This window comes from Vibrio albus (assembly GCF_003144035.1).
Classification (GTDB): Bacteria; Pseudomonadota; Gammaproteobacteria; order Enterobacterales; family Vibrionaceae; genus Vibrio; species Vibrio albus.
This window is the reverse complement of the sequence record NZ_QFWT01000011.1, coordinates 1-23,384: the sequence shown is the minus strand read 5'-3', so window position 1 is coordinate 23,384 and position 23,384 is coordinate 1. Positions and strand designations below refer to the sequence as shown.

General features: G+C 46.7%; 20 protein-coding genes and 1 other annotated feature. Of the genes, 11 read left to right on the top strand and 9 right to left on the bottom strand.

Going from position 1 to position 23,384, the window contains the following annotated elements; translation table 11 throughout:
* Window positions 1-68: 68 nt before the first annotated feature.
* Window positions 69-1,217 carry a Na/Pi symporter gene (locus DI392_RS17010; protein WP_109320903.1) on the bottom strand — a complete coding sequence of 383 codons (1,149 nt, stop codon included), beginning with the start codon at window positions 1,215-1,217 and terminating at the stop codon, window positions 69-71.
* Window positions 1,218-1,599: 382 nt separating this feature from the next.
* On the opposite strand from DI392_RS17010, the gene nhaR reads away from it, so the two are divergent.
* Together nhaR and DI392_RS17000 are read left to right on the top strand one after the other, a co-directional pair.
* Complete coding sequence (nhaR, locus tag DI392_RS17005) at window positions 1,600-2,490, top strand: transcriptional activator NhaR (protein WP_109320902.1); 891 nt, start codon at window positions 1,600-1,602, stop codon at window positions 2,488-2,490.
* A 126-nt stretch (window positions 2,491-2,616) separates the two neighbouring features.
* A complete protein-coding gene (locus DI392_RS17000) occupies window positions 2,617-2,913 on the top strand; it encodes an ArsR/SmtB family transcription factor (RefSeq protein WP_109320901.1) in 297 nt (98 codons plus the stop codon).
* Between the two features lie 75 nt (window positions 2,914-2,988).
* Here DI392_RS17000 and rpsT read toward each other — a convergent pair whose 3' ends face one another.
* Window positions 2,989-3,249, bottom strand: a complete 261-nt coding sequence (gene rpsT, locus DI392_RS16995) for a 30S ribosomal protein S20 (protein ID WP_109320900.1) — start codon at window positions 3,247-3,249, stop codon at window positions 2,989-2,991.
* Between the two features lie 240 nt (window positions 3,250-3,489).
* On the opposite strand from rpsT, the gene murJ reads away from it, so the two are divergent.
* The 4 genes from murJ to lspA all read left to right on the top strand — a co-directional run bounded on the left by murJ (window position 3,490) and on the right by lspA (window position 9,676).
* Window positions 3,490-5,043, top strand: coding sequence for a murein biosynthesis integral membrane protein MurJ (gene murJ / locus DI392_RS16990; protein ID WP_109320899.1), 1,554 nt, complete (start codon window positions 3,490-3,492; stop codon window positions 5,041-5,043).
* A 270-nt stretch (window positions 5,044-5,313) separates the two neighbouring features.
* The gene (gene ribF / locus DI392_RS16985; RefSeq protein WP_109320898.1) at window positions 5,314-6,249 is read left to right on the top strand and encodes a bifunctional riboflavin kinase/FAD synthetase; all 936 of its coding nucleotides are present in this window, start codon (window positions 5,314-5,316) and stop codon (window positions 6,247-6,249) included.
* A 63-nt stretch (window positions 6,250-6,312) separates the two neighbouring features.
* Entirely contained in the window at window positions 6,313-9,144 is a 2,832-nt protein-coding gene (gene ileS / locus DI392_RS16980) for an isoleucine--tRNA ligase (protein WP_109320897.1), read from the top strand.
* A 13-nt stretch (window positions 9,145-9,157) separates the two neighbouring features.
* Window positions 9,158-9,676, top strand: coding sequence for a signal peptidase II (gene lspA / locus DI392_RS16975; protein WP_109320896.1), 519 nt, complete (start codon window positions 9,158-9,160; stop codon window positions 9,674-9,676).
* Between the two features lie 90 nt (window positions 9,677-9,766).
* Here lspA and DI392_RS16970 read toward each other — a convergent pair whose 3' ends face one another.
* The 3 genes from DI392_RS16970 to ettA all read right to left on the bottom strand — a co-directional run bounded on the left by DI392_RS16970 (window position 9,767) and on the right by ettA (window position 12,423).
* On the bottom strand, window positions 9,767-10,045 hold the full coding sequence (locus tag DI392_RS16970; RefSeq protein ID WP_181388457.1) for a type II toxin-antitoxin system RelB/DinJ family antitoxin: 279 nt from the start codon (window positions 10,043-10,045) through the stop codon (window positions 9,767-9,769).
* Between the two features lie 234 nt (window positions 10,046-10,279).
* Window positions 10,280-10,648 (bottom strand): PilZ domain-containing protein, encoded by a 369-nt coding sequence (locus DI392_RS16965; RefSeq protein WP_109320894.1) that lies wholly within the window; start codon window positions 10,646-10,648, stop codon window positions 10,280-10,282.
* A 107-nt stretch (window positions 10,649-10,755) separates the two neighbouring features.
* A complete protein-coding gene (gene ettA, locus DI392_RS16960) occupies window positions 10,756-12,423 on the bottom strand; it encodes an energy-dependent translational throttle protein EttA (RefSeq protein WP_109320893.1) in 1,668 nt (555 codons plus the stop codon).
* Window positions 12,424-12,671: 248 nt separating this feature from the next.
* Here ettA and DI392_RS16955 point away from each other — a divergent pair, with 248 nt between their 5' ends.
* Window positions 12,672-14,600, top strand: coding sequence for a transglycosylase SLT domain-containing protein (locus tag DI392_RS16955; protein ID WP_109320892.1), 1,929 nt, complete (start codon window positions 12,672-12,674; stop codon window positions 14,598-14,600).
* Window positions 14,601-14,694: 94 nt separating this feature from the next.
* Window positions 14,695-15,009 carry a trp operon repressor gene (trpR, locus tag DI392_RS16950; RefSeq protein WP_109320891.1) on the top strand — a complete coding sequence of 105 codons (315 nt, stop codon included), beginning with the start codon at window positions 14,695-14,697 and terminating at the stop codon, window positions 15,007-15,009.
* Window positions 15,010-15,040: 31 nt separating this feature from the next.
* On the opposite strand, the gene yjjX is transcribed toward trpR, so the two are convergent.
* From yjjX to bamD, 4 genes are all read right to left on the bottom strand, one after another.
* Complete coding sequence (gene yjjX, locus DI392_RS16945; protein WP_109320890.1) at window positions 15,041-15,574, bottom strand: inosine/xanthosine triphosphatase; 534 nt, start codon at window positions 15,572-15,574, stop codon at window positions 15,041-15,043.
* A gap of 9 nt (window positions 15,575-15,583) precedes the next feature.
* Window positions 15,584-16,762 carry a prephenate dehydratase gene (gene pheA / locus DI392_RS16940; RefSeq protein WP_109320989.1) on the bottom strand — a complete coding sequence of 393 codons (1,179 nt, stop codon included), beginning with the start codon at window positions 16,760-16,762 and terminating at the stop codon, window positions 15,584-15,586.
* Between the two features lie 14 nt (window positions 16,763-16,776).
* Window positions 16,777-16,899 (bottom strand) — a sequence feature (Phe leader region).
* Window positions 16,900-17,056: 157 nt separating this feature from the next.
* Window positions 17,057-17,389 (bottom strand): ribosome hibernation-promoting factor, HPF/YfiA family, encoded by a 333-nt coding sequence (gene hpf, locus DI392_RS16935; protein WP_109320889.1) that lies wholly within the window; start codon window positions 17,387-17,389, stop codon window positions 17,057-17,059.
* A 365-nt stretch (window positions 17,390-17,754) separates the two neighbouring features.
* Window positions 17,755-18,483 (bottom strand): outer membrane protein assembly factor BamD, encoded by a 729-nt coding sequence (gene bamD, locus DI392_RS16930; protein ID WP_109320888.1) that lies wholly within the window; start codon window positions 18,481-18,483, stop codon window positions 17,755-17,757.
* Window positions 18,484-18,619: 136 nt separating this feature from the next.
* Here bamD and rluD point away from each other — a divergent pair, with 136 nt between their 5' ends.
* The 3 genes from rluD to clpB all read left to right on the top strand — a co-directional run bounded on the left by rluD (window position 18,620) and on the right by clpB (window position 22,993).
* A complete protein-coding gene (rluD, locus tag DI392_RS16925) occupies window positions 18,620-19,594 on the top strand; it encodes a 23S rRNA pseudouridine(1911/1915/1917) synthase RluD (protein WP_109320887.1) in 975 nt (324 codons plus the stop codon).
* The gene (gene pgeF / locus DI392_RS16920; RefSeq protein ID WP_109320886.1) at window positions 19,595-20,320 is read left to right on the top strand and encodes a peptidoglycan editing factor PgeF; all 726 of its coding nucleotides are present in this window, start codon (window positions 19,595-19,597) and stop codon (window positions 20,318-20,320) included.
* Window positions 20,321-20,404: 84 nt separating this feature from the next.
* Window positions 20,405-22,993, top strand: coding sequence for an ATP-dependent chaperone ClpB (clpB, locus tag DI392_RS16915; RefSeq protein WP_109320885.1), 2,589 nt, complete (start codon window positions 20,405-20,407; stop codon window positions 22,991-22,993).
* The last annotated feature ends 391 nt before the right edge of the window (window positions 22,994-23,384 follow it).

Here is a 23,384-nt window from a genome sequence, read left to right as displayed (position 1 = left end):
TGCGATCAAAAAGGCCTGCCGACAATAGCCGGCAGGCCCTTAAATTTCAGTCTGTTATTGGTTCTGTATCAGACTGTCAGTAATAGTATGCTACCCGGCATCACAATGAATACTGCCAGCAGATAAGCCGCTACAACCCCTTTATTCTTTATTGCGAGGTCGGAGATGATATCAGCCCCTTTTAGTGGCAATTCCCGAAGGAAAGGAATACCGAAGATAAGCAGTGTTGCCAAGATATTGAACGTCAGGTGCACTAGTGCGATTTGCAGAGCAAATGCTGCAAACTCTCCGGTTACTGCTGTTGCCGCTAACAGCGCGGTAATACAGGTACCGATATTCGCGCCCAGAGTAAACGGATAGATATCACGAACTTTTAGTACACCAGTTCCGACAAGCGGTACCATCAGGCTGGTCGTGGTTGAAGAAGACTGAACCAGTACCGTTACAACCGAACCAGACAGAATACCGTGCAGGGGACCACGACCAATGGCATTTTTCAGGATATCTTTTGCACGACCAACCATCAGGCTCTTCATGAGTTTACCCATTACGGTGATGGCTACGAAAACAATAGCAATACCCAGAACGATCAGCACGGCACCGCCAACTACATCGCTGAAATGGCTAAGAGGTTCTTTTAGAGCATGCACGACAGGCTTGGTAATCGGTTTAACAAAGTTAAAGCTTTTGATGCTCATATCACCCGTTGCCAGCATTGGTGAAACCAGCCAGTGAGACACTTTTTCCAGCAGACCAAACATCATTTCCATCGGTAGGAAAATAAGCACAGCCAAAAGGTTAAAAAAGTCATGAACAGTGGCACCGGCAAAGGCTCGCTTGAATTCGTCTTTGCAACGAACATGGCCAAGGCTGACCAGAGTATTGGTTACTGTGGTACCGATATTGGCACCCATGATCATAGGAATTGCGGTTTCCACCGGCAGTCCGCCGGCAACCAGGCCAACGATGATAGAGGTTACCGTACTGGAAGATTGAATTAGCGCCGTTGCAACTAAGCCGATCATCAGGCCTGCGACAGGGTGTGACGCAAACTCAAATAATGTTTTGGCGTGTTCTCCGGTTGCGAGTTTAAATCCACTTCCGACCATTGATACTGCCAATAACAGCAAGTAAAGCATGAAAGCCAAGTTTATCCAGCGTAGCAAGCGGGAAGAGTTTGTTACCGGTTGCTCTGCGACAGTAGTTGCTTGGTTCATAGTCGTTTTCTCCGTGACCGTTTTTGTTGTGGTCAAATTGATTAACTTGAGGCGGATACTAGAGAGGTAATGTTTCAGTAATATGACAGTTTTATAAAACTGAGGGGGGAGTTGTTTTTTTGAGTTTAGGATGTGATTTTGTTGTTGGTTAACTGTTTGGTTTTACTATGTTTTACTTGTTTTTGTAATGGTTTGGGAAATATAAAATCAATTCTCTTTTTTATCCTTTTTGCCTCTGGAAAAATGACAGTACTGTCATCTTATGATTTTCATTGTTCGGTATTTCCGATGGTTAATGGTGTTTTGTTCATTTATTTTTAAGTGTTCGTGTTCACAATCAATATGATTTAAGCTTAATAGGATAAGCGAACGAGAAAAAGATATGTCACACCTTAATTATAATCACCTCTACTATTTTTGGATGGTCTGTAAGCAAGGCTCGGTTTCCAAAGCAGCAGACGCACTGTTTCTGACTCCGCAGACGGTAACCGGTCAGATTAAGGCCCTGGAAGAGAGAGTTAAAGGAAAGCTAACTAAACGTAATGGCAGAAATATAGAGCCAACCGAACTTGGTCAGCTTATTTTTAAGTATGCCGACCGTATGTTTGGTTTGAGCTATGAAATGTTGGATATTGTTAATTATAGCCAGCGGTCTAATCTGTTGTTTGATGTCGGAGTGTCTGATGCTTTGTCAAAACACTTGGTCAGTAAGGTTTTGATGTCGATTGTACCGGAGGACAGTAGTATTCATTTACGCTGCTTTGAATCGACGCATGAAATGCTTATCGATCAGCTTTCCCAACATAAACTGGATATGATTTTGTCTGATTGTCCGGTGGATTCCAGTCAGAGCCCGGGATTGTACAGTAAGAAGCTGGGAGAGTGCTCTCTTAGCTTCTTTTGTGCAGGGAGTGTCGATAACCCAGATTTTCCAGCTATTTTAGAGCAAAGAAAGCTCCTGGTTCCCGGAAGCCGTACTTCGATGGGACGAAAAGTATCGCAGTGGTTTGATCAGCAGGGAATTCAGCCGAATATACTGGGAGAGTTCGATGATGTTGCACTGATGAAAGCGTTTGCCCGTTATAACACCGATGCCATATTTCTGGCCCCTCACTTTTATCTGTCAGAGGTGGGTGATGAATTTCAGTTACAGCTGGTTGGGGAGGTTAAAGATCTCAAAGAAGAGTATTATGTCATTTTTGCCGAGAGAATGATCCAGCATCCAGCGGTGAAAAAAGTATGTGATGAAGACTTCAGCCACCTATTTGACTGATTTCTTTTTTATAAGTCTAAATTTGTAATATAAACAGCTGTAAATACTTTTATACAGATAATGAATGTATTAATATCCAGAGTTTAGTTTACAGATGATAATGTGGTAGCTCAACGGAGGCTAAGAATGAATCTACAGGATATGGAGCAAAACTCTGCTCAGGCTGTAGCCTTGCTGAAAGCAATGGCAAATGAGAGGAGACTGCAAATCCTTTGTTTACTTCATGGTCAGGAGCTTTCAGTTGGGGAGTTATGTACCAAGCTGGAGCTGAGTCAGTCAGCCCTTTCACAACATCTGGCCTGGTTGAGAAGAGACGGTCTGGTGAGTACCCGAAAAGAAGCGCAGACGGTGTATTATTCACTGAAGAGTGACGAAGTAAAGCAGATGATCCATCTGCTGCATAGCATGTATTGCGCCGTATAATGGTTGCTTAACAATATAACGAATATAAAAAAACCGGCATTAAGCCGGTTTTTTTCGCTTGCAACAAAGACTGAATTACAGAGCTTTGATAGCTGCAGCGAAGCGAGACTTATGACGAGCAGCTTTATTCTTGTGAATAAGGCCTTTAGTTGCCATACGGTCCAGGATAGGTGTAACTGCAGCAAATGCAGCAGTTGCAGCTTCTTTATCGCCAGCGTTGATAGCAGCGATAGTTTTCTTCATGTAAGTGCGCATCATTGAACGACGGCTAGCGTTGTGCTGGCGACGTTTCTCAGCTTGGATAGCGCGCTTCTTAGCAGATTTACTGTTTGCCAAGGGTCTAACTCCCAAAAACTTAGTTCGGTGACAATTTAAGGCGGAGGAGGATGCCTCTTTCTCGCCGGAATGTCAAATGATTTGTGCAAAAACCCATCTAGTCCACACAAATTTTGGAATAGTCAGGTTAACGCGGTTAAGATGGCGGGGATTCTATCAGCATTTTTTTGCCAATGCTATTAAATAAGTCGTCCTATTGGCATTGGTTTCTGTTATCGGCATGGTTCTGATGAGGTATATGTGAGCAAAAGATTGTTAAAGTCAGGCTTAATCGTAAGCATGATGACTTTTATCTCCCGAGTGTTGGGGTTGGTCAGGGATGTGGTCGTTGCCAACCTGATGGGGGCCGGAGCGAGTGCCGATGTGTTTTTCTTCGCTAATAAGATCCCGAATTTTTTACGTCGTCTGTTTGCTGAAGGGGCATTTTCACAGGCGTTTGTCCCCGTATTAACGGAATATGAGTCTTCTGGTGATAAAAATCGAACCAGAGAGCTTATTGCCCGGGTGTCCGGTACGTTGGGGGGCATTGTTACCATTGTCACCTTGTTGGGGGTAGTCGGCTCCGGGGCTGTCGCAGCACTATTTGGGGCGGGCTGGTTTATCGACTGGCTGAATGACGGACCCGCAGCACCTAAATTTGAGCTGGCGAGCCTGATGCTGAAGATCACCTTTCCGTATCTTTGGTTTATTACCTTTGTGGCCTTGTCCGGAGCTGTGCTGAATACGTTAGGGAAATTCGCGGTGTCCTCTTTTACGCCGGTGTTCCTCAACATCATGATCATTTCGTCGGCTTTGTTTATCGCCCCGAATTTGGATCAGCCGGAGATCGGTCTGGCTATTGGGGTCTTTCTGGGCGGGTTGGTGCAGTTTCTTTTCCAGCTCCCATTCCTGATTAAAGAGGGGATGCTGGTGAGGCCGAAATGGGGCTGGCATGATCCGGGCGTGGTTAAAATTCGTACCCTGATGATCCCGGCGCTGTTTGGGGTGTCAGTCAGTCAGATTAACCTGTTGTTTGATACCTTTATCGCCAGTTTTCTGCAAACCGGCTCGATCAGCTGGCTGTACTATTCTGATCGTCTTCTGGAGTTTCCTCTTGGTCTGTTCGGTATTGCTATTGCGACCGTGATACTGCCTGCTTTGTCCAGAAAGCATGTGGATGCTCATAGCGAAGGGTTCGCTTCTACTATGGACTGGGGCGTGCGTATGGTCATTTTGCTCGGACTTCCGGCGATGCTGGGGTTAATGGTGTTGGCCAAGCCGATGATGATGGTGCTGTTTATGCGCGGTGAATTTACTCCGGCCGACGTGCAGCAGGCCTCGTTATCTTTATTGGCATACGCATCCGGCCTGCTGAATTTTATGCTGATAAAAGTACTGGCTCCCGGCTATTACTCGCGCCAGGATACCAAGACACCGGTACGTTACGGCATCATTGCGATGGTCACTAATATGGTGTTTAACGCGATTCTGGCGTATTTCTATGGCTATATCGGCCTGGCAATGGCGACCGCGTTGTCTGCATTTGTGAATATGGCGTTGCTGTACCGTGGGCTGCATATTGCTCAGGTGTACCAAATCAGCAAACAGACGATGGGTTTTGTTGCCCGCCTTGTCATCGCTGGTGGGGTTATGGTAGCTGCAGTTTTGTGGCAGTTAGAAGCGATGCCGGTCTGGCTGGGGTGGAGCCTGACCGAGCGCGCCATGATGCTGGCGTTACTGATCGGCTTTGGTGGTCTGGTCTATGTGGTCACTGCTGTCGCACTAGGAATGAGAATGCGTCATTTAAAAGGCTGATTAGGTCTGACTAATCAGTTGATATCTTCGGTTGGAATGTGTTTCGGATTGCAGAGCAGCACGCAAGTATCGAACACAGGCACGCATAAATCCATCCATGGAGTTCCGCTGCGCCATCCTTGGCGCAGAGGGTCTGTTTATCGATACCTGCATGCTGTTGTGAGCCTTAGAAACATAGAACAAATATTGGAAGCAAAACAGCCACTGGTATATAATCCGTCGGTTTCACGCTAAGCATAATAAACTGAGTTGGATTTGTAGCTGGTTCAAATGGAACTGATTCGTGGTATTCACAATATAAAGCCGGAGCACTACGGGTGTGTACTGACCATAGGTAACTTTGATGGTGTTCATCTTGGTCACCTGGAGGTTCTGGCACAGGTGGCTTCAAAAGCAAAGGCGTTAGGGCTTCCTTCCGCGGCCATGATCTTTGAGCCTCAGCCATTAGAGCTGTTTATCGGAGAAAAGGCACCCGCCAGGCTAACCCGGTTACGGGATAAGTATGTTCAGTTACGCAAATTGCAGCTTGATCGTTTGTTGTGTGTGAATTTTAATCAGCGTTTTGCCGATTTATCTGCCCATGCTTTTATTCGTGACTTGCTGGTCGATCGCTTGGGTGTTAAGTTTCTGGTGGTTGGAGACGATTTCTGTTTCGGCAGGGGCCGGGCAGGCAACTTCTCCATGTTACAGGAAGCCGGCAAAAAGTTTGGTTTTGAAGTGGTTAATACCCGCAGTTTTTGTGTTAGAGAACAAAGGGTGAGCAGTACGGCTATCCGGGAAGCTCTGGCAAGCAACAATTTAAGTGAAGCTGAGCGCATGCTGGGCCGGACGTACAGTATCAACGGACGTGTATCCCATGGACGTAAACTGGGCCGGACTATCGGCTTCCCAACGGCAAATATTCCTCTGAAACGGTGTGTGTCACCGGTATCCGGAGTGTATGCTGTTGAGGTTCATGGCCTGCAGGGCGGTCCTGTCGGTGGGGTGGCCAATATCGGTCACAGACCAACGGTCAATGGGATCCGTCAGCAGCTTGAAGTCCACTTATTTGACTTCAGTGGGAACCTCTATGGCCAGCAGCTTGAAGTGTCGCTATTAAAAAAACTGCGTGATGAACAGAAATTTGAATCATTCGATGTGCTGAAAAAACAAATTGAATTGGATGCTGAGGCAGCAAGGGTGTGGCTGCGTCAGCTTGAGCACTGAGTGGCTGTTCCTCCACTTGGTATAATGTCTAACTTTCGCCCAATATAACGGAATTAAGAATCAATGACAGACTATAAAGATACCCTGAACTTACCTGAAACAGGGTTTCCGATGCGCGGTAATCTGGCTAATCGCGAGCCGGACATGCTTAAGCGTTGGTACAAAGAAGACCTTTACGGTGAGATCCGTAAAGCGAAGAAAGGCAAGAAATCTTTCGTACTACACGATGGTCCTCCATACGCTAATGGTGACATTCATATTGGTCACGCGCTAAACAAGATTCTTAAAGACATTATTATTAAATCCAAAACCCTTTCAGGTTATGACGCACCTTATATCCCGGGTTGGGACTGCCATGGTCTGCCTATCGAACTGATGGTAGAGAAAAAGGTGGGCAAGCCAGGTCAGAAAGTGACAGCTGCGGAATTCCGTGAGAAGTGTCGCCAGTATGCTGCCGGTCAGGTTGAAGGTCAGAAAGAAAGCTTCAAGCGCTTGGGTATTCTGGGTGAATGGGATAAGCCATACCGTACGATGGATTTCGCGACTGAAGCGAATATCATCCGTGCTCTGGGTAAGATTGCGGATCAGGGACACCTGCACAAAGGCTTTAAGCCAGTACACTGGTGTACTGACTGTGGCTCTGCATTGGCAGAAGCCGAAGTGGAATATAAAGACAAGGTTTCACCATCTATTGATGTTAAGTTCGCTGCAGTCGATGAAGCGGCTCTGCTAGAGAAATTTACTCTGGCCAACGAGCATATTGGTGAAGGTGATGTCTCGATTGTTATCTGGACCACAACGCCATGGACACTGCCGGCAAACCGTGCTGTGGCTGTTCGGGCTGATCTTGAGTACGTACTTATTCAGGTTGAAGGTGAGAAGAAAGAGCGTCTTATCGTAGCGACTGAGCTGGCCAAAGACGTGATGGATCGCGCTGGCATTGAGCATTTCCACAATCTTGGCTTCTGTAAAGGTACGGATCTTGAGCTGGTTCGTTTCCAGCATCCGTTCTACGATTTTGATGTGCCGGCTATCCTTGGCGACCACGTAACGACTGATTCTGGTACGGGTGTGGTACATACCGCTCCTGGCCACGGTCAGGAAGACTTCGCGGTTGGTCAGCAGTATGACCTTGAGGTGGCTAATCCGGTTGGTTCAAACGGTGTATTCCTGCCGGATACTGAACTGTTTGCCGGTCAGCACGTGTTTAAAGCGAACGATTCTGTTCTTGAAGTACTGAAAGAGCGTGGCGCTTTGCTGCACCATCACGCGTATGAACACAGTTACCCGCACTGCTGGCGTCACAAAACACCGATCATTTTCCGTGCAACACCACAGTGGTTTGTTTCTATGGATCAGGCTGGTCTGCGTGAGAAAGCGCTGGAAGCGATCAAAGGTGTTCAGTGGATGCCTGAGTGGGGTCAAAGCCGTATCGAAGGGATGATCGAAGGTCGTCCTGAGTGGTGTATTTCCCGTCAGCGTACCTGGGGTACGCCAATTGCGCTGTTTGTGCATAAAGAAACCTCTGAGCTTCACCCGAACAGTGCTGAGCTGATCGAAAAAGTGGCTAAGCTGGTGGAAGAAAAAGGCATTCAGGCGTGGTGGGATGTTGAGCCTGCTGAGCTGATGGGTGAAGAAGACGCACAGAACTACGAAAAAGTGCTGGATACTCTGGATGTTTGGTTCGATTCCGGTGTGACTCACTACTCTGTAGTGGATAGCCGTGAAGAGTTTAACGGCAACAGTGCTGACCTGTACCTGGAAGGTTCAGACCAGCACCGCGGCTGGTTCCAGTCTTCACTTATCACTTCAATTGCAATGAAGGATAAGGCACCGTACAACCAGGTACTGACTCACGGTTTCGTGGTTGACGGACAAGGCCGTAAGATGTCCAAGTCTATCGGCAACGTGGTAGCACCAAAAGATGTGACCAACAAACTGGGTGCTGACATTCTGCGTCTTTGGGTATCATCCACAGATTACACTGGTGAAGTGGCTGTATCTGATGAAATCCTGAAGCGTTCTGCTGATGCTTACCGTCGTATCCGTAACACAGCGCGTTTCTTCCTGGCTAACCTGAGCGGCTTTAATCCGGAAACGGATCTGGTTGCAAAAGAAGATATGGTGGCTCTGGATCGCTGGGCGGTTGGTCGTGCACTGGCAGCTCAGGAAGACATTATTAAGGCGTATGAAGAGTACAACACGCACGCCGTGACTCAACGTCTGATGCAGTTCTGCTCTATCGAAATGGGTTCTTTCTACCTGGATGTGATTAAGGACCGCCAGTACACAGCAAAACTGGGCGGCAACGCACAACGCAGCTGTCAGAGCGCTCTGTACTACATTGTAGAGGCTCTGGTTCGCTGGATGGCACCTATCATGTCGTTTACTGCGGATGAAATCTGGAACCAGATGCCGGGCGAGCGAGGCAAGTTTGTCTTCACTGAAGAGTGGTATGACGGTCTGTTTGGCCTGGCTGAAGGTGAAGAGCTGAACAATGAGTTCTGGAACGAGATTCAGGCGGTTCGTGGCGCTGTGAATAAACTGCTGGAAGCGGCTCGTAGCGAAAAAGTGATCGGTGGTGCACTTCAGGCTGAGGTGTCTCTGTATGCTGATGATGCTCTGGCGGAAAAACTGAACAAGCTGGAAGATGAGCTGCGCTTTGTACTGCTGACTTCTAAAGCGGCAGTGAAGCCTCTGAGCGAGAAATCAGACGCGGCACAGGCAACGGATATTGAAGGTCTGTTTGTTGAAGTGAAAGCATCAGAAGCCGAAAAATGCGACCGTTGCTGGCACCATGTAGCGGATGTAGGCACGATTGAAGGCCATGAAAAAATCTGTGGTCGCTGTGTATCTAACGTTGAGGGCGAAGGCGAGCAACGTCGCTTTGCTTAATGGATGCTCTGGCATGACAGAAGAGAAATACGCGGGCAAGAATAAGCCCGCGTTATCACAATCAGGAGTCCGCTGGCTATGGCTGGCAGCTCTGGTTTTTCTGGCAGATATCGGAATTAAGTTTCTGGTTCTGGACCGTATAGGCTATGGATGGGGGAACCGGATAGAAATCCTTCCGTTCTTTAATTTATTGCATGTACATAACTACGGTGCGGCATTCAGCTTCCTCGGCGATCAGGCCGGGTGGCAGCGCTGGTTCTTTACTGGTATTGCTGTTGCCGTCAGTCTGATGCTGGTCTTCTGGATGAGCAAGTTACCAGCCCGGGAAAAATGGAATAATAGTGCCTATGCGCTGATTATTGGCGGGGCAATAGGTAATTTGTTTGACCGCTTAGTTCATGGTTTTGTGGTGGATTATCTGGATTTTTTCTGGGGCAGTTACCATTGGCCAGCCTTTAATCTTGCCGATTCAGCGATATGCATTGGTGCTGTCATGATTATTCTGGATGGTTTTCGCAGTAAACCAGAATAAATGGTATCAGGAATAGCAAAAGGGAGCCTATCAAGGCTCCCTTTTTAATTGAGTCGGAAAGAGAGCGGTCAGCATAATATCAAAAAAGGATTAGATTCCCATCATTTCATTGAAGAAACGGCTTTCTTTTTCTGTTTCTATGCTCATGTCATCATCGACAATGAAGTGTTCTTCTCCCACTTCACCAAACATCGTATTAGAGAGTTGCATTGCCTTTATATCGAAAGGTATATCGCCTTTTGCAGCGACAGATTTAGTAAACAGACTCAGAGCTTCTCTCGGGCTAAGGCCTGCATCTTCACACACTTGTGCAAAAGCGGCTTTTGTTTTTTTGTCTACCGGGGTTAATTTAACGTCGTAACTCATCATGCTTCTCCTCAACGGCTCTCTCTCCACTCTAATTTTATCGTTAGGAAAAAGCATTTCCATACGCAACCAGAGGCAATAAAGCAATGGGTGTTTTGTCTTATTTTTAAGATTGAGTGAAAATATGTTTTATTTATAAACAATTACTGTTGTCTTAAGCCAACCTAGGGGCTGATAGAAATGAAAAATAAATTCCAGTTTTTGAACTTGATTCCAAATTTTGAGACGGAAAATGACTTACTCGTCTCCAAGTTCGGAAAGCTGTTCGATTTCTCTGTGGAGAAGAGCATCGTCTCCCATATTGAGCTCTACCAGTCTTTTCAGATGGCTGATGCTTTCAATATCGATATGGTCAATGCTGGTCCGCATCAGGGTTGACGTAATCTCAATCACATTCGCCGTCAAAGAAATCACAATGTCGCTTTCCGGCAAATGGAAAAAAACATCAACCAGTTTATCTGCATTGATCGGGTTGTCATCTGATGAAGTCAGAAGCATGCCATGGAGTGATAGATCCTGAATGGAACAACTAAATCTGGTGTCGCCCTGACGCAGTTCAGCTGGAGCCTGGTAAAGAATACGTGAGAAACGGCGTCGTTCTGTCATGGTTTATCTCTCTATAAGCTATCTATTGTCTATGAATAATCATAAATAAAAAGGCTGCTTATAAAAAGCAGCCTGATACACGATTCGTTAACCCGTACAATAAATATTTACTTTGCAATACGCTTGTACTTGATTCTGTGAGGCTCGGCAGCCTGAGCCCCGAGAGTCTGTTTTAGCCACTCGGTATACTCAGTATAGTTGCCTTCATAGAAGTTCACCTGGCCTTCATCACGATAATCCAGAATATGGGTAGCAATACGGTCAAGGAACCAACGGTCATGCGAGATCACCATGGCGCAGCCTGGGAATTCAAGCAGAGCTTCTTCCAGTGCACGCAAGGTTTCTACATCCAGGTCGTTGGTTGGTTCATCGAGTAACAACACGTTACCGCCGGCCTTAAGCAGTTTCGCCAGGTGAACACGGTTACGCTCACCACCAGACAGCTCACCAATCACTTTCTGCTGATCGGTACCTTTAAAGTTAAAGCGGGAGCAGTATGCGCGAGCCGGGATCTCAAAGTTGTTGATACGAATAATATCCGCCCCTTCAGAGATTTCCTGGAAGACAGTTTTACTGTCATCCATGCTGTCACGGAACTGGTCAACAGAAGACAGTTTTACAGTGTCACCCAGTTCGATGGTGCCTGAATCGGCTTGTTCTGTACCGCTGAGCATTTTGAACAGGGTTGATTTACCCGCACCGTTGGCACCAATAATGCCGACGATGGCACCTTTAGGCATGCTGAAAGACAGGTCATCAATAAGTACGCGGCCGTCGAATGATTTTGTCAGGTTGTTGACTTCGACAACTTTGTCGCCCAGACGCTCACCCGGTGGGATAAACAGTTCGTTGGTTTCGTTACGCTTCTGGTGTTCGGTGTTGTTAAGCTCTTCGAAGCGGGCCATACGCGCTTTAGATTTGGCCTGGCGACCTTTTGGATTTTGACGCACCCATTCCAGTTCTTTCTCGATGGTTTTCTGACGAGCTTTTTCCTGCGATGCTTCCTGTTGCAGGCGGGCATCTTTTTGTTCCAGCCATGAGGTGTAGTTGCCTTCCCATGGAATACCTTCACCACGGTCCAGTTCCAGGATCCAGCCGGCAGCGTTGTCCAGGAAGTAACGGTCGTGGGTAATGGCCACAACGGTACCGCTGTAGTCCACCAGGAATCGTTCCAGCCAGGCAACGGATTCGGCATCCAGGTGGTTGGTTGGTTCGTCCAGAAGTAGCATATCTGGTTTTTCCAGCAGCAGGCGACAGATAGCCACACGCCGGCGTTCACCACCGGAAAGATTCGCAATTTTGGCATCCCACTCAGGAAGGCGAAGGGCATCGGCTGCACGCTCCAGAGCGTTGTCCAGGTTGTGTCCGTCTTTTGCCTGAATCAAGGCTTCCAGATCACCTTGTTCTTTTGCCAGTGCATCAAAATCGGCATCTGGTTCGGCATAGGCGGCATAAACCGCATCTAAGCGTTTCAGGGCATCTGCAACGTCGGAAACCGCTTCTTCCACAATTTCCCGTACTGTTTTCGATTCATCAAGAATCGGCTCCTGTGGCAGGTACCCAACATTCAAACCTGGTTGTGGACGGGCTTCACCGTCGATGTCGGTATCAATACCTGCCATAATGCGTAGCAGGGTTGATTTCCCCGCACCATTCAGGCCAAGTACGCCGATTTTAGCTCCCGGGAAGAAACTAAGAGAAATGTCCTTAAGTATTTGACGCTTAGGGGGAACAATTTTGCTCACCCGCGACATGGTATAAACGTATTCAGCCATTGCCGATTGAACCTATTATCAGAAAAAATAAGCGTCTATTTTAGACCGGGGCTGTTGTCTATTTCAAATATGAAAGCTTATAACCGCGGCTTAATGATTAAGACAAAAAAATATTTGCTGTGGATTCATTTTGTTAATTCATTTCTGCATTTTTTTTCATTTTCTGTTCAGACATTGCTTGAGTATTACGCTAGTATGAGATTTGGTGAAGTTTCACGCAATATACACCTCTCAGGAAGTACGAACAGATGCAAAAGTTGATAAAACTTGTCTCTGCTGTTTTGCCATTCGTGGCTATCTCTTCTGGTGCCAATGCCGCACCAGCGTCTCTTGCACAGCAGCGAGTTATATACCAACAAGCACAAAGCTATTTGGATAAAAAGCAAGTAGACGAATACCTGGAAATTCGAGACAAGATCGCGGATTACCCTCTTACTCCTTATGTCGATTACCGGACTTTTCTGATTGATATCGGTAAACGAACACCGGAGGAAGTGGAGCAGTTTACCCGGCTGCACCAGTCTTTTCCTTTCATCAATAATGTGAGGGCAGCGTATCTGGATGCTTTGATAAAGCAGGGTAACTGGACGCGGTTTTATCAGTACCAGACCTATGAACCCAAAACAGAGAAATACCGCTGCAGTTATTACTATGCCCAGTATAAAAACGGGCAGACGGATAAAGCATTCGAGGGGGCGGAAAAGCTCTGGTTAAATGGGCATAGTGTTTCAGACCATTGTGACCCGCTGTTTGAAGCCTGGGATCAGGCAGGTCTGAGGACTGACGATCTTATCCTGCGGCGTATGCTACTGACTTTTGACAGCCGAAGTTACTCTTTGCTTTCCTATCTGGCTAAGATGACGCAGAGCGAGAAGAGTAAGCTGAAAGCAAACTCTCTCAAATATATGTCGGCTCACCCTGATTATGTTGAAGTGTTCGCTCAGACCAATCCCCCTTCGGCATTTAACCGTAAGCAGTCTGCGATTGCCCTGAAAAGGCTGGCGCGTAAAGACATCAATAAAGCACGCTCTTTGCTGGATACCGTCTTTATTGCGCAGGAGTTTTCTGACACCCATGCCCAGAAAGTCTTGGAATACCTAGCCTCCCGGCTTATCAGTACCGATGATAGTGAACTGGCCGAGTGGCGTGATAGTGTGCTGGAAAAAAGTCATGCGTCATCGGTTCTGGAACGGCGCATCCGGCTGGCTATTAGACTTGGTGACTGGCCTGCAACTCAGCGCTGGATTCAGCATTTACCAGCAGATAAGAAGAAAACCTTGCGTTGGCAATACTGGCTTGGCAGGGCAGAACTGGTTCTGGGCAAGAGAGAGCAGGGAATACAGCGACTACAGGCTATTCTGGGGCAACGCAACTTTTATAGTGTGGCAGCCGCCAAATCACTGGATAAGCCGGTGATTTATCAGGTACAGAAAACCTCAACGGATACCCGTATTCTGGATCCGTATAAAGACAGCCTTATTCGAATCAAAGAAATGATTGAGCTGGATAAGATTTATGCGGCAAAACGAGAATGGAGTTGGCTGCTATGGATGGTTGGCAAGTCTGAGAAAAAAGCGCTGGCAGTATATGCTGCGGAGCGGGGGTGGCATCACCTGACGGTAACCGCCACGATTGAAGCGAAAATGTGGGATGACACGGCATTACGCTTTCCGGTAGCACATCGATGGTGGTTTAACTTTTATGGGGATAAACATAAGGTTGACCCCATTACTTTGATGTCAGTTGCCAGGCAGGAAAGTGCGTTAGATGCTCAGGCTCGTTCACCGGTAGGTGCCCGGGGGATAATGCAGATCATGCCAAGAACCGCGAAATACACGGCAAAAAAATATAAGCTCAACTATCGAGGGGCGAGTGATCTTTATGATGTCGGAAAAAATATTGAAATCGGCAGTCGGTATCTGAATAGCCTGCTGAGTCAGTATGATAATAACCGTATTCTGGCGCTGGCAGCTTATAACGCAGGACCTCATCGGGTAAAAAAATGGCGTGAAATCAGTGGTAACAAGCTGGATGCCTTTGCTTTTATCGAAACGATCCCGTTTAAGGAAACCCGACGTTATGTGCAAAATATTCTGATGTTTGAAACCTATTACCGAGAGTTGATGGGGGTCGACGGCAGTTTTCTGCACGCGAAGGAGTTAAGTTCCAGATATTAAACAAACCGGGAAGAATATAATACTCAGTGATGCTCGCATATTCAGGTGGCTTAAGTATACTATGCGTGGACAAACTACCTGACGAGTACATTGAATGTCTACTATAAAAGAGACCCTGGTGCCTGAGTTTTCAGACTGGCAACACTTAATGAAACTGGTTAAGAATGCAGCAGAAAAGGATCAGCATGAGATGTTGTTGACGATGATGATGACGGCGGATGAGCGAGACGCGTTGGTTGCCCGAGTCAATATCTTTAATGAATTACTGAAAGGGGAGATATCCCAGCGCCAGATAAGCCAGATGCTGGGGGTTGGGGTCGCGACGATTACCCGCGGCTCGAACGAGCTCAAAAGTCGCAGTGAAGAAGAAAAGCAGACACTGCTTGAACTGCTTTCTGCTAATAAATAAATCCCTGCTTTCGCAGGGATGATATCGACAACTAACTCTGAAGATTATCCGGAAAATGTTCCCGGTTGATAAAAGGGATCAGTGCCAGGATAAGGGCCTGATGATAAACGGAGCTTCGTGTCAGAATATGTTTGGTTAACAGCCCGATAGCTCCGCCTTTCTGTTTGATATTTTGGGTACCAAACTCTTCATCCATGACATCCCCAAGTTCTTTGCCGTTATGTACGCCTTCAACAACATGTGGCGGGAGCATAAGACTGGCGGAACGGGATTCGCCTCTCCGGTTACCCGATTCAATGACCATCCATGCAAAGGTCACATCTTCCTCATTACCGGCTTCCAGTCCAACATAGAAGGTGCTATCAGGAACGGCTGCACGAGCATTTTTTACCCGGTTCAGCGCCCCCTGTTTTGTTTCTCTATCTGACATTGGCTGATCAGATACATCACTTGGAACACTGATACCTTCAAAGACAAACGCCTGTTCAGGAAAGACTTCCTGAAAGGCGCTTTTTACCGCATTAATTTTGGCTGGATTTAACGAAGCGACAATGACTTTCTGCATAGTATTGATTTAATCCATTTTGACTTCTGTTGGCTGTACATTGTCCACCGGATAGCAACCTAACACTTTAAGGTGTCGGGTAATGCTCGTCAGCTCTGAGAGTGCTTTCTGCATAGGTTCTGAGTTGAGGTGAGCTTCCAGGTCAACATAAAACATTTCTTCCCATGGGTTACCCATTATCGGGCGGTTTTCCAGCTTAGTCATATTGATGCCATAGCGTTGCAGAACCTGAAGCGCTTCAACCAGAGAACCCGCTTCCTGAGAGGTTGACATAATCAGTGTCGTTTTGGCTGGGATCTGTGAAGAAACCTCAACGGGTTTACGGGCAACAATAATAAACCGGGTATAGTTTTCTGTCTGATTGGCAATGTTGCTCTGGATTGTCTGAAGACCATATAGTTTGCCACTGGAAGCATTGCCGATAGCGGCGACATCCGGACGGTTTAATTCTTCTACTTTCTGCATAGCATCAGCGGTGCTGGCGCAGCTTTCTAAAGTCACTCCTTTCAGGCGGCTGAGAAATTCACTGCATTGCTGGTGTGGTTGCGGATGAGAGTAAAGTGTTTTTATTTCTTCAAGGCGGATATCTGAGTTGGCAAGAATACAATGTTCAATAGGTTGAGTCAGCTCACCGACGATATATAGGGTGGTGTGTTGCAACAAATCGTAAACTTCGTTGATGGAGCCTGAACTGGTATTTTCAATAGGCAGTACCGCGTAGTCAGCATGTCCGGATTCAACTGTTTTTGTTACTTCCTTAAAGTTATCGCAGTTAAGTTCGACCAATTCCATATTTTTACGGCCGAAGTATTCACGGCTGGCAAGGTGAGAGTACGAACCTTTTGAGCCAAGGTAGGCGACTCTGGCGAGCGGCTTCCTGCTTAATTCAGGGTTAGCGAGGTTTTGCAGATAGGCCTGCTGGAGCAGAACTGAATCTTCGATAATAGTATGAAAGATTTTGGTGATATACTGAGCATCAAGCTGGTACTTACTTTTACCGTTCTCAATTAATTTGACTAACAGTTGTTGTTCGCGCTCTGAATCCCGGACGGGTTTAGACGTTTCAATTTTGCTTTTGGCGACTTCGATACTGAGTGCCCGGCGTTCCGAAAGAATCTGCAGCAGGTTGTCGTCTAACTCGTTTAGGCGAAGTCGTATCTCATCCAGAGAATAATTACTGTCTGTCATCATTTATTATCCTTATTAAAAAAGCCTCCCGGTGGGAGGCTTTCTGTTCGTTTTTGATTTCTTTTTCCAAAACGATTTCAGCCCCGTGTATTCAGGAGATAAAAAAGAAATCAAAAAAGAACAGGATGGTGGTTTGCATTGGTTATGGGTTCCTTCATAAGTTGGAATACACAATAAGCAAGGTGGGTGTACGCGTCAAGCAGAAGTTTGTCTATGCAAAAAACGTCTCAGACAAAAATAGCGCCTTATCGGCGCTATTTTCTAAATCCTCTTATCTATTTACAGGCTATTACATTAAACCGCTTCATCTAACTCTGGCTTATCTGGGTAAGCAGCGCGTTTTGCATCAGGTTTATGACGCAATTTATTTAGTTGACGCTCCAATTTTTGTTCTGTTTCTGTAATTGCTGCATACAGATCTTCATGAGTTGCAGAAGCGACGAGCTTGCCTTTAGGTATAGTCACAGTTGCTTCAAATTTTTTCTGCCGGTTAGGTTCTTCGCTGATAGCCGCCTGACAGTTAATGATATCTACTTGCCATTTCTCCAGTTTTTTCAGCTTCGCTTCGATATGCGAACGGATTGCAGAGGTTGTGTCAATATTTTTACCAGTGATATTTACTCTCATAGATGATCTCCTCTGTAACATCCCTTATGGGTTAACTCCAGACTACCTCAGTGATTAGGAAAAAATGTGATCAAGATCACTTTTAAATAAAAGGAATTCGAATGAGAAGATTAATGTGATCATTCACAAAAACTATTTCAGAAAATATTAAAAAAAGCTTGTAGATTCACTGGAGTTTGTTACCTTGGGGAAAGGTAAGGACTAGAAATCTTGTGTTTTTTAGGGGGCTTGTACAGCCATAAATAAAGCTGTGGACAAATAGTAAACACTTACTTTTTGTGACCCGAGTCCTGTTCAAATTGATCAATAAAAAAATGCCGCTTACTTTTTGTTCGCGGCATTTTTTTATGTCAGGCGTAAAGAAATTAAAACTGAGGATTCAGCTCTATTAACTTTTGGGTTCGCTGTACTGCTTCATCCAGTCCCAGTTTTTGATATGCCTCAAGTTGTATTTTTAGGGATTCTCTTGCAGCTTCCGTATCCGGGTAGGTTTTCTGCAATTCCTGACAACGATTGATAGCGGCGATCCATGCCTCCCGGCGCAGATAAAAGTCTGCGGTTGCCAGATCATAATTGGCCAGTCTGTTTTTGAGTGAGTACATACGCTTATGAGCGTCTGCCGTATAAACGCTGTTTGGATATCGTTGCAGTAGCTGTTTGAAGCTATTGAATGCAGAACGTGCCGGCTCTGGGTCCCGGTCTGAGCGATCGATATTAAAAGCACTGTGCATAAAGCTATGATCTTGGGCCATATAGTTTAGACCACGCATATATAGAATCCAGTCCAGCTTTTCATGGGTTGGATTCAGGCGCAGAAACCGCTCAATACTCGCCTGAGCTAATGGAATATCATTGTTCTTGTAGTAGGCATATATCAGATCAAGTTGAACTTGCTCTGAATATGCTCCGAAAGGATAGCGGCTATCAAGTGCTTCCAGTCTTTCGATCGCGGTCATCCAATTCCCGCTTTGAAGAGAAGACTGTGCCTCTGAGTAGAGTTCAGCAGCAGGAATATCCGGTACAATTTCCTCTGTGCTGGAGCAGCCAAACAGTAATGATAAGGTCAGTAAACCCGATAAAGTGCGGTATTTCATGTCAGGATTTTATTCCTCAGATTCAAATAATTCTTGAGCGTCCGTTACTTTTAAAGCGGTTACGGCTACAATAGCCCAACCACTTATTCTTTCATAGAAGTGAGTATTAGTCTCACGGTTTTTAAAAAAGTTCGATATGGCCCAACAGATTGAGTTAACAAATAAAGTAAAAGAGAGCCAGCTTGGTCAGCGATTAGATCAGGCTATTGCGGAGTTGTTTGAAGATTTTTCCCGCTCTCGCCTTAAAGAGTGGCTATTGGATGGCAAAGTTCAGGTTAACGGCGAAGTCGTGACCAAACCCAGAACCAAAGTCATGGGCGGTGAAGAGATCACTGTGCTGGCTGAACTGGAAGATGAAGAACGCTGGGAAGCGCAGGATGTGCCTCTGGATATCGTTTATGAAGATGACGATATTATCGTCATCAATAAACCTCGGGATCTGGTTGTGCACCCAGGCGCTGGAACCCCGGACGGAACCGTACTTAACGGGTTGTTGTTCCATTACCCGCCAATTGCTGAAGTGCCTCGTGCGGGGATCGTACACCGTCTGGATAAAGACACAACCGGTCTGATGGTTGTCGCGAAAACGGTACCGGCACAGACACGCCTGGTCCGAGAGCTGCAAAAAAGAAACATTACCCGAGAGTATGAAGCGATAGCTATTGGTACCATGACCGCTGGTGGCAAAGTTGAGAAGCCGATTGGCCGACATCCGACCAAACGTACTCTGATGGCCGTGAATGTGTTGGGTAAACCAGCGATAACTCATTATCGGGTAGCGGAACATTTTCGTGAACATACCCGTATTCGTTTGCGTCTGGAGACGGGGCGTACTCACCAGATCCGGGTACATATGTCCTATATTCAGCATCCGCTTTTAGGCGATATCGCCTACGGTGGCAGAGCCAGAATCCCTAAAGGGGCGTCTGACGAGCTGGCTGAAATGATCCGGGCCTTTGATCGCCAGGCTTTGCATGCGGTTATGTTGAGGTTTGCGCACCCTATTACCGGTGAAGATCTGGAATTCCACGCTCCGGTTCCTGATGATATGGTGGCGATGACTGAGGCGCTGCGTGAAGACGCTAAGCTACATCATGAGGATGAGATTTAAATGGACGTTATTATTCCCGACTGGAATGCACCCGCGAAGATAAAGGCAATCAGTACTACCCGGGACGGTGGGATTTCCCTGCCGCCTTATGATGGTCTGAATCTTGGTATGCATGTCGGGGATAAGCCTGATGTAGTACAGACCAACCGGGACTTACTGGTTCGTGAGCATCACTTCCCGGCTAAGCCGGTCTGGCTGGAGCAGACCCATTCGACTGTCGTGCAGCGGGTTTGTGAGCCGACTGATGAGGTTATGGCCGCAGATGGGGCGATAACCACAGCAAGCTCAGTTGTGTGTGGTGTGATGACTGCGGACTGCTTACCCGTTTTGCTGACTGATACTGAGGGAACTCAGGTAGCCGCTGTACATGCCGGCTGGCGTGGGCTGGCAAACGGGATTGTGGAAAATGCGGTGAGTCAGTTCGATAAGCCGGTGATGGCCTGGCTTGGCCCGGCTATTGGGGCTAACGCATTTGAAGTCGGTCAGGATGTCTTTGAGGTATTTGTCAGCCATGATCCCACGGCTGAATGGGCCTTTCGCAGCAAGGGCAATGGGAAATATCTGGCAGATATGTTTTTGCTGGCAACACAGCGGCTAAAAGCGGCTGGCGTTGAAGACATTACCGTCAGTGGATTGTGTACCTACTCAGATCCTTCACGCTTCTATTCTTATCGTCGTCAGGGCGTTACCGGACGTCAGGCCTCCTTCATCTGGATCGAAAAATAGATCATATCCACACTCTTTTCTCTTGAAAATCCTCCCGGCAGTGACCATCTTTCTTGTAACAGAATTATCTCGCCGGAGGTTGTCATGCGTTTAGACAGATTTACCAGTAAATTTCAGTTAGCTATTTCTGATGCTCAGTCTTTGGCTTTGGGACGTGACCATCAGTATATCGAGCCGGTCCACCTTATGGTTGCACTGCTGAATCAGGATGGCAGTACGATCCGTCCGTTGCTTACCATGCTGGATGTTGACGTCGTACAGCTGCGATCCAAACTTGCAGAAATGTTGGATCGCTTACCGAAAGTCAGCGGAATAGGGGGTGACGTACAGTTATCCAATAATATGGGCGTGCTGTTTAACCTGTGCGATAAAGTGGCTCAGCACCGAAAAGATGCTTATATTTCTTCCGAAATCTTTTTACTTGCGGCTATCGAAGATAAAGGTGAGCTTGGGACTCTGCTCAGAGAGCAAGGGCTGACAAAAGAGTCTGTCACCGAAGCCATCGAAAAAGTTCGTGGTGGGCAGAAAGTGGATGATCCCAATGCGGAAGAGAAACGTCAGGCTCTGGAAAAATTCACCATCGATCTTACCGAAAGGGCAGAGCAGGGTAAGCTGGACCCGGTTATCGGTCGAGATGATGAGATCCGCCGAACCATTCAGGTATTGCAGCGCAGAACAAAAAATAATCCGGTAATTATTGGTGAGCCAGGGGTAGGTAAAACGGCCATCGTAGAAGGGTTAGCGCAGCGTATTATCAACAGCGAAGTGCCTGAGGGGCTGCGCGGTCGTCGGGTTCTCTCTCTGGACATGGGCGCTTTGGTCGCCGGTGCAAAATATCGTGGTGAGTTTGAAGAACGCCTGAAATCCGTGCTGAATGAACTGGCAAAAGAAGAGGGAAATATCATCCTCTTTATTGATGAGCTGCATACCATGGTTGGTGCCGGTAAAGGCGAAGGCTCTATGGATGCGGGTAATATGCTCAAGCCTGCGTTAGCCAGAGGTGAACTGCATTGCGTTGGCGCGACTACCTTAGACGAATATCGCCAGTACCTTGAGAAAGATGCTGCACTGGAGCGCCGTTTCCAGAAAGTGCTGGTGGACGAGCCAAGCGTTGAGGATACGGTCGCGATTCTGCGTGGACTCAAAGAACGTTATGAGCTTCACCACCATGTTGAAATTACTGATCCGGCTATTGTGGCCGCAGCCAGCTTATCTCATCGTTATATCTCTGATCGTCAGTTGCCGGATAAGGCCATTGATCTGATCGATGAAGCCGCTTCCAGCATTCGTCTGCAGATGGACTCCAAGCCTGAATCTCTGGATCGACTGGATCGAAAAATCATCCAGTTGAAAATAGAGCAGCAGGCGCTGGTGAATTATCACGATGAGCCTAGTGTGAAAAGGCTTGAGGCTCTGAATGAAGAATTAAATGAAAAAGAGCGCGAATATGCCGAGCTGGAAGAGATCTGGAAAACAGAGAAAGCCGCGCTTTCTGGTACCCAGCATATAAAGTCTGAACTGGAACAAGCCCGTATGGATATGGATGTGGCTCGTCGGGCTGGTGATCTGAACCGTATGTCAGAACTTCAGTATGGTCGGATTCCTGAACTGGAAAAGCAGTTGGATCTGGCCACTCAGGCAGAAATGCAGGAGATGACTCTGCTGAGAAACAAAGTGACAGAGGCGGAAATTGCAGAAGTGCTTTCAAAACAGACTGGCATACCGGTATCCAAAATGCTGGAGGCCGAGAAAGATAAGTTATTACATATGGAAAAGGCCTTACACAAACGAGTCGTAGGACAGGAAGAAGCGGTGGAAGTGGTTGCCGATGCGATACGCCGTAGTCGCGCTGGACTTTCTGATCCGAACCGGCCAATTGGTTCCTTCCTGTTTTTAGGTCCGACTGGGGTTGGTAAGACAGAGCTCTGTAAGACATTGGCCAACTTTATGTTTGATAGTGAAGATGCCATGGTCCGGATTGATATGTCCGAATTTATGGAAAAACATTCAGTGGCGCGTCTGGTTGGGGCTCCTCCTGGCTATGTCGGCTATGAAGAAGGTGGATATCTGACAGAAGCTGTTCGTCGCAAACCTTATTCTGTCATCCTTCTGGATGAAGTGGAAAAAGCACACCCGGATGTATTTAACATTCTGCTGCAGGTGCTGGATGACGGCCGGTTGACTGACGGACAGGGAAGAACGGTCGATTTCAGAAACACCGTTGTCATTATGACTTCTAATCTGGGCTCATCCCGAATCCAGGAAAACTTCATGCATCTTGACTATCAGGGTATTAAGAATGAGGTGATGGATGTGGTCCACAAGCATTTCCGTCCTGAGTTTCTTAACCGGGTAGATGAAACCGTTGTGTTCCATCCACTGGGCAAAGAACATATCAAGTCGATAGCACAAATTCAGCTGCAGCGTCTTGCGTCCAGAATGCTGGAACATGGCTACGAACTTGAAATATCTGACAAAGCGTTGGAAGTGATAGCTGAAGTCGGGTTTGATCCTGTCTATGGTGCAAGGCCATTGAAGCGGGCAATTCAGAATAGTGTTGAGAACCCGTTAGCGAAATCCATATTGTCTGGAGAGGTGAGTACGGACAAGACCGTTCAATTAGTGGTCAGTAACGGCAAAATAATGGCGTATCAAAGTAAACTTGAGGACTAAAAATCGCTGTCTAACTTCGTTTTTTGCCAATTCGTTCACTCCTTGAGCATATAACCCCTTTTTTTACATTTTTATGAAAAAAGGGGTTGCCAATGTGATTGGGATCTCTATAATGCCGCCTCACTGACACGGCAGAGCCCACAAGGCTTCAGCCAAGAGTCAGTCAGGACGAAAGCTTCTGAGAAATAAAATTGAAAAAGTGTTTGACACTGACAGTTATCTCGCTAAAATGCACGTCCGCTTTGAGGAAAGCTTCAAAGCAACGCTCTTTAACAATTTAAACCTATCAATCTGTGTGGGCACTCGTTGATGAAAATCAAATGAGATACTTCGGTATCAAATTAGGTTTCAATGAACTGAGTGACCAATCGAGATTAAGTTTACTTAGTCT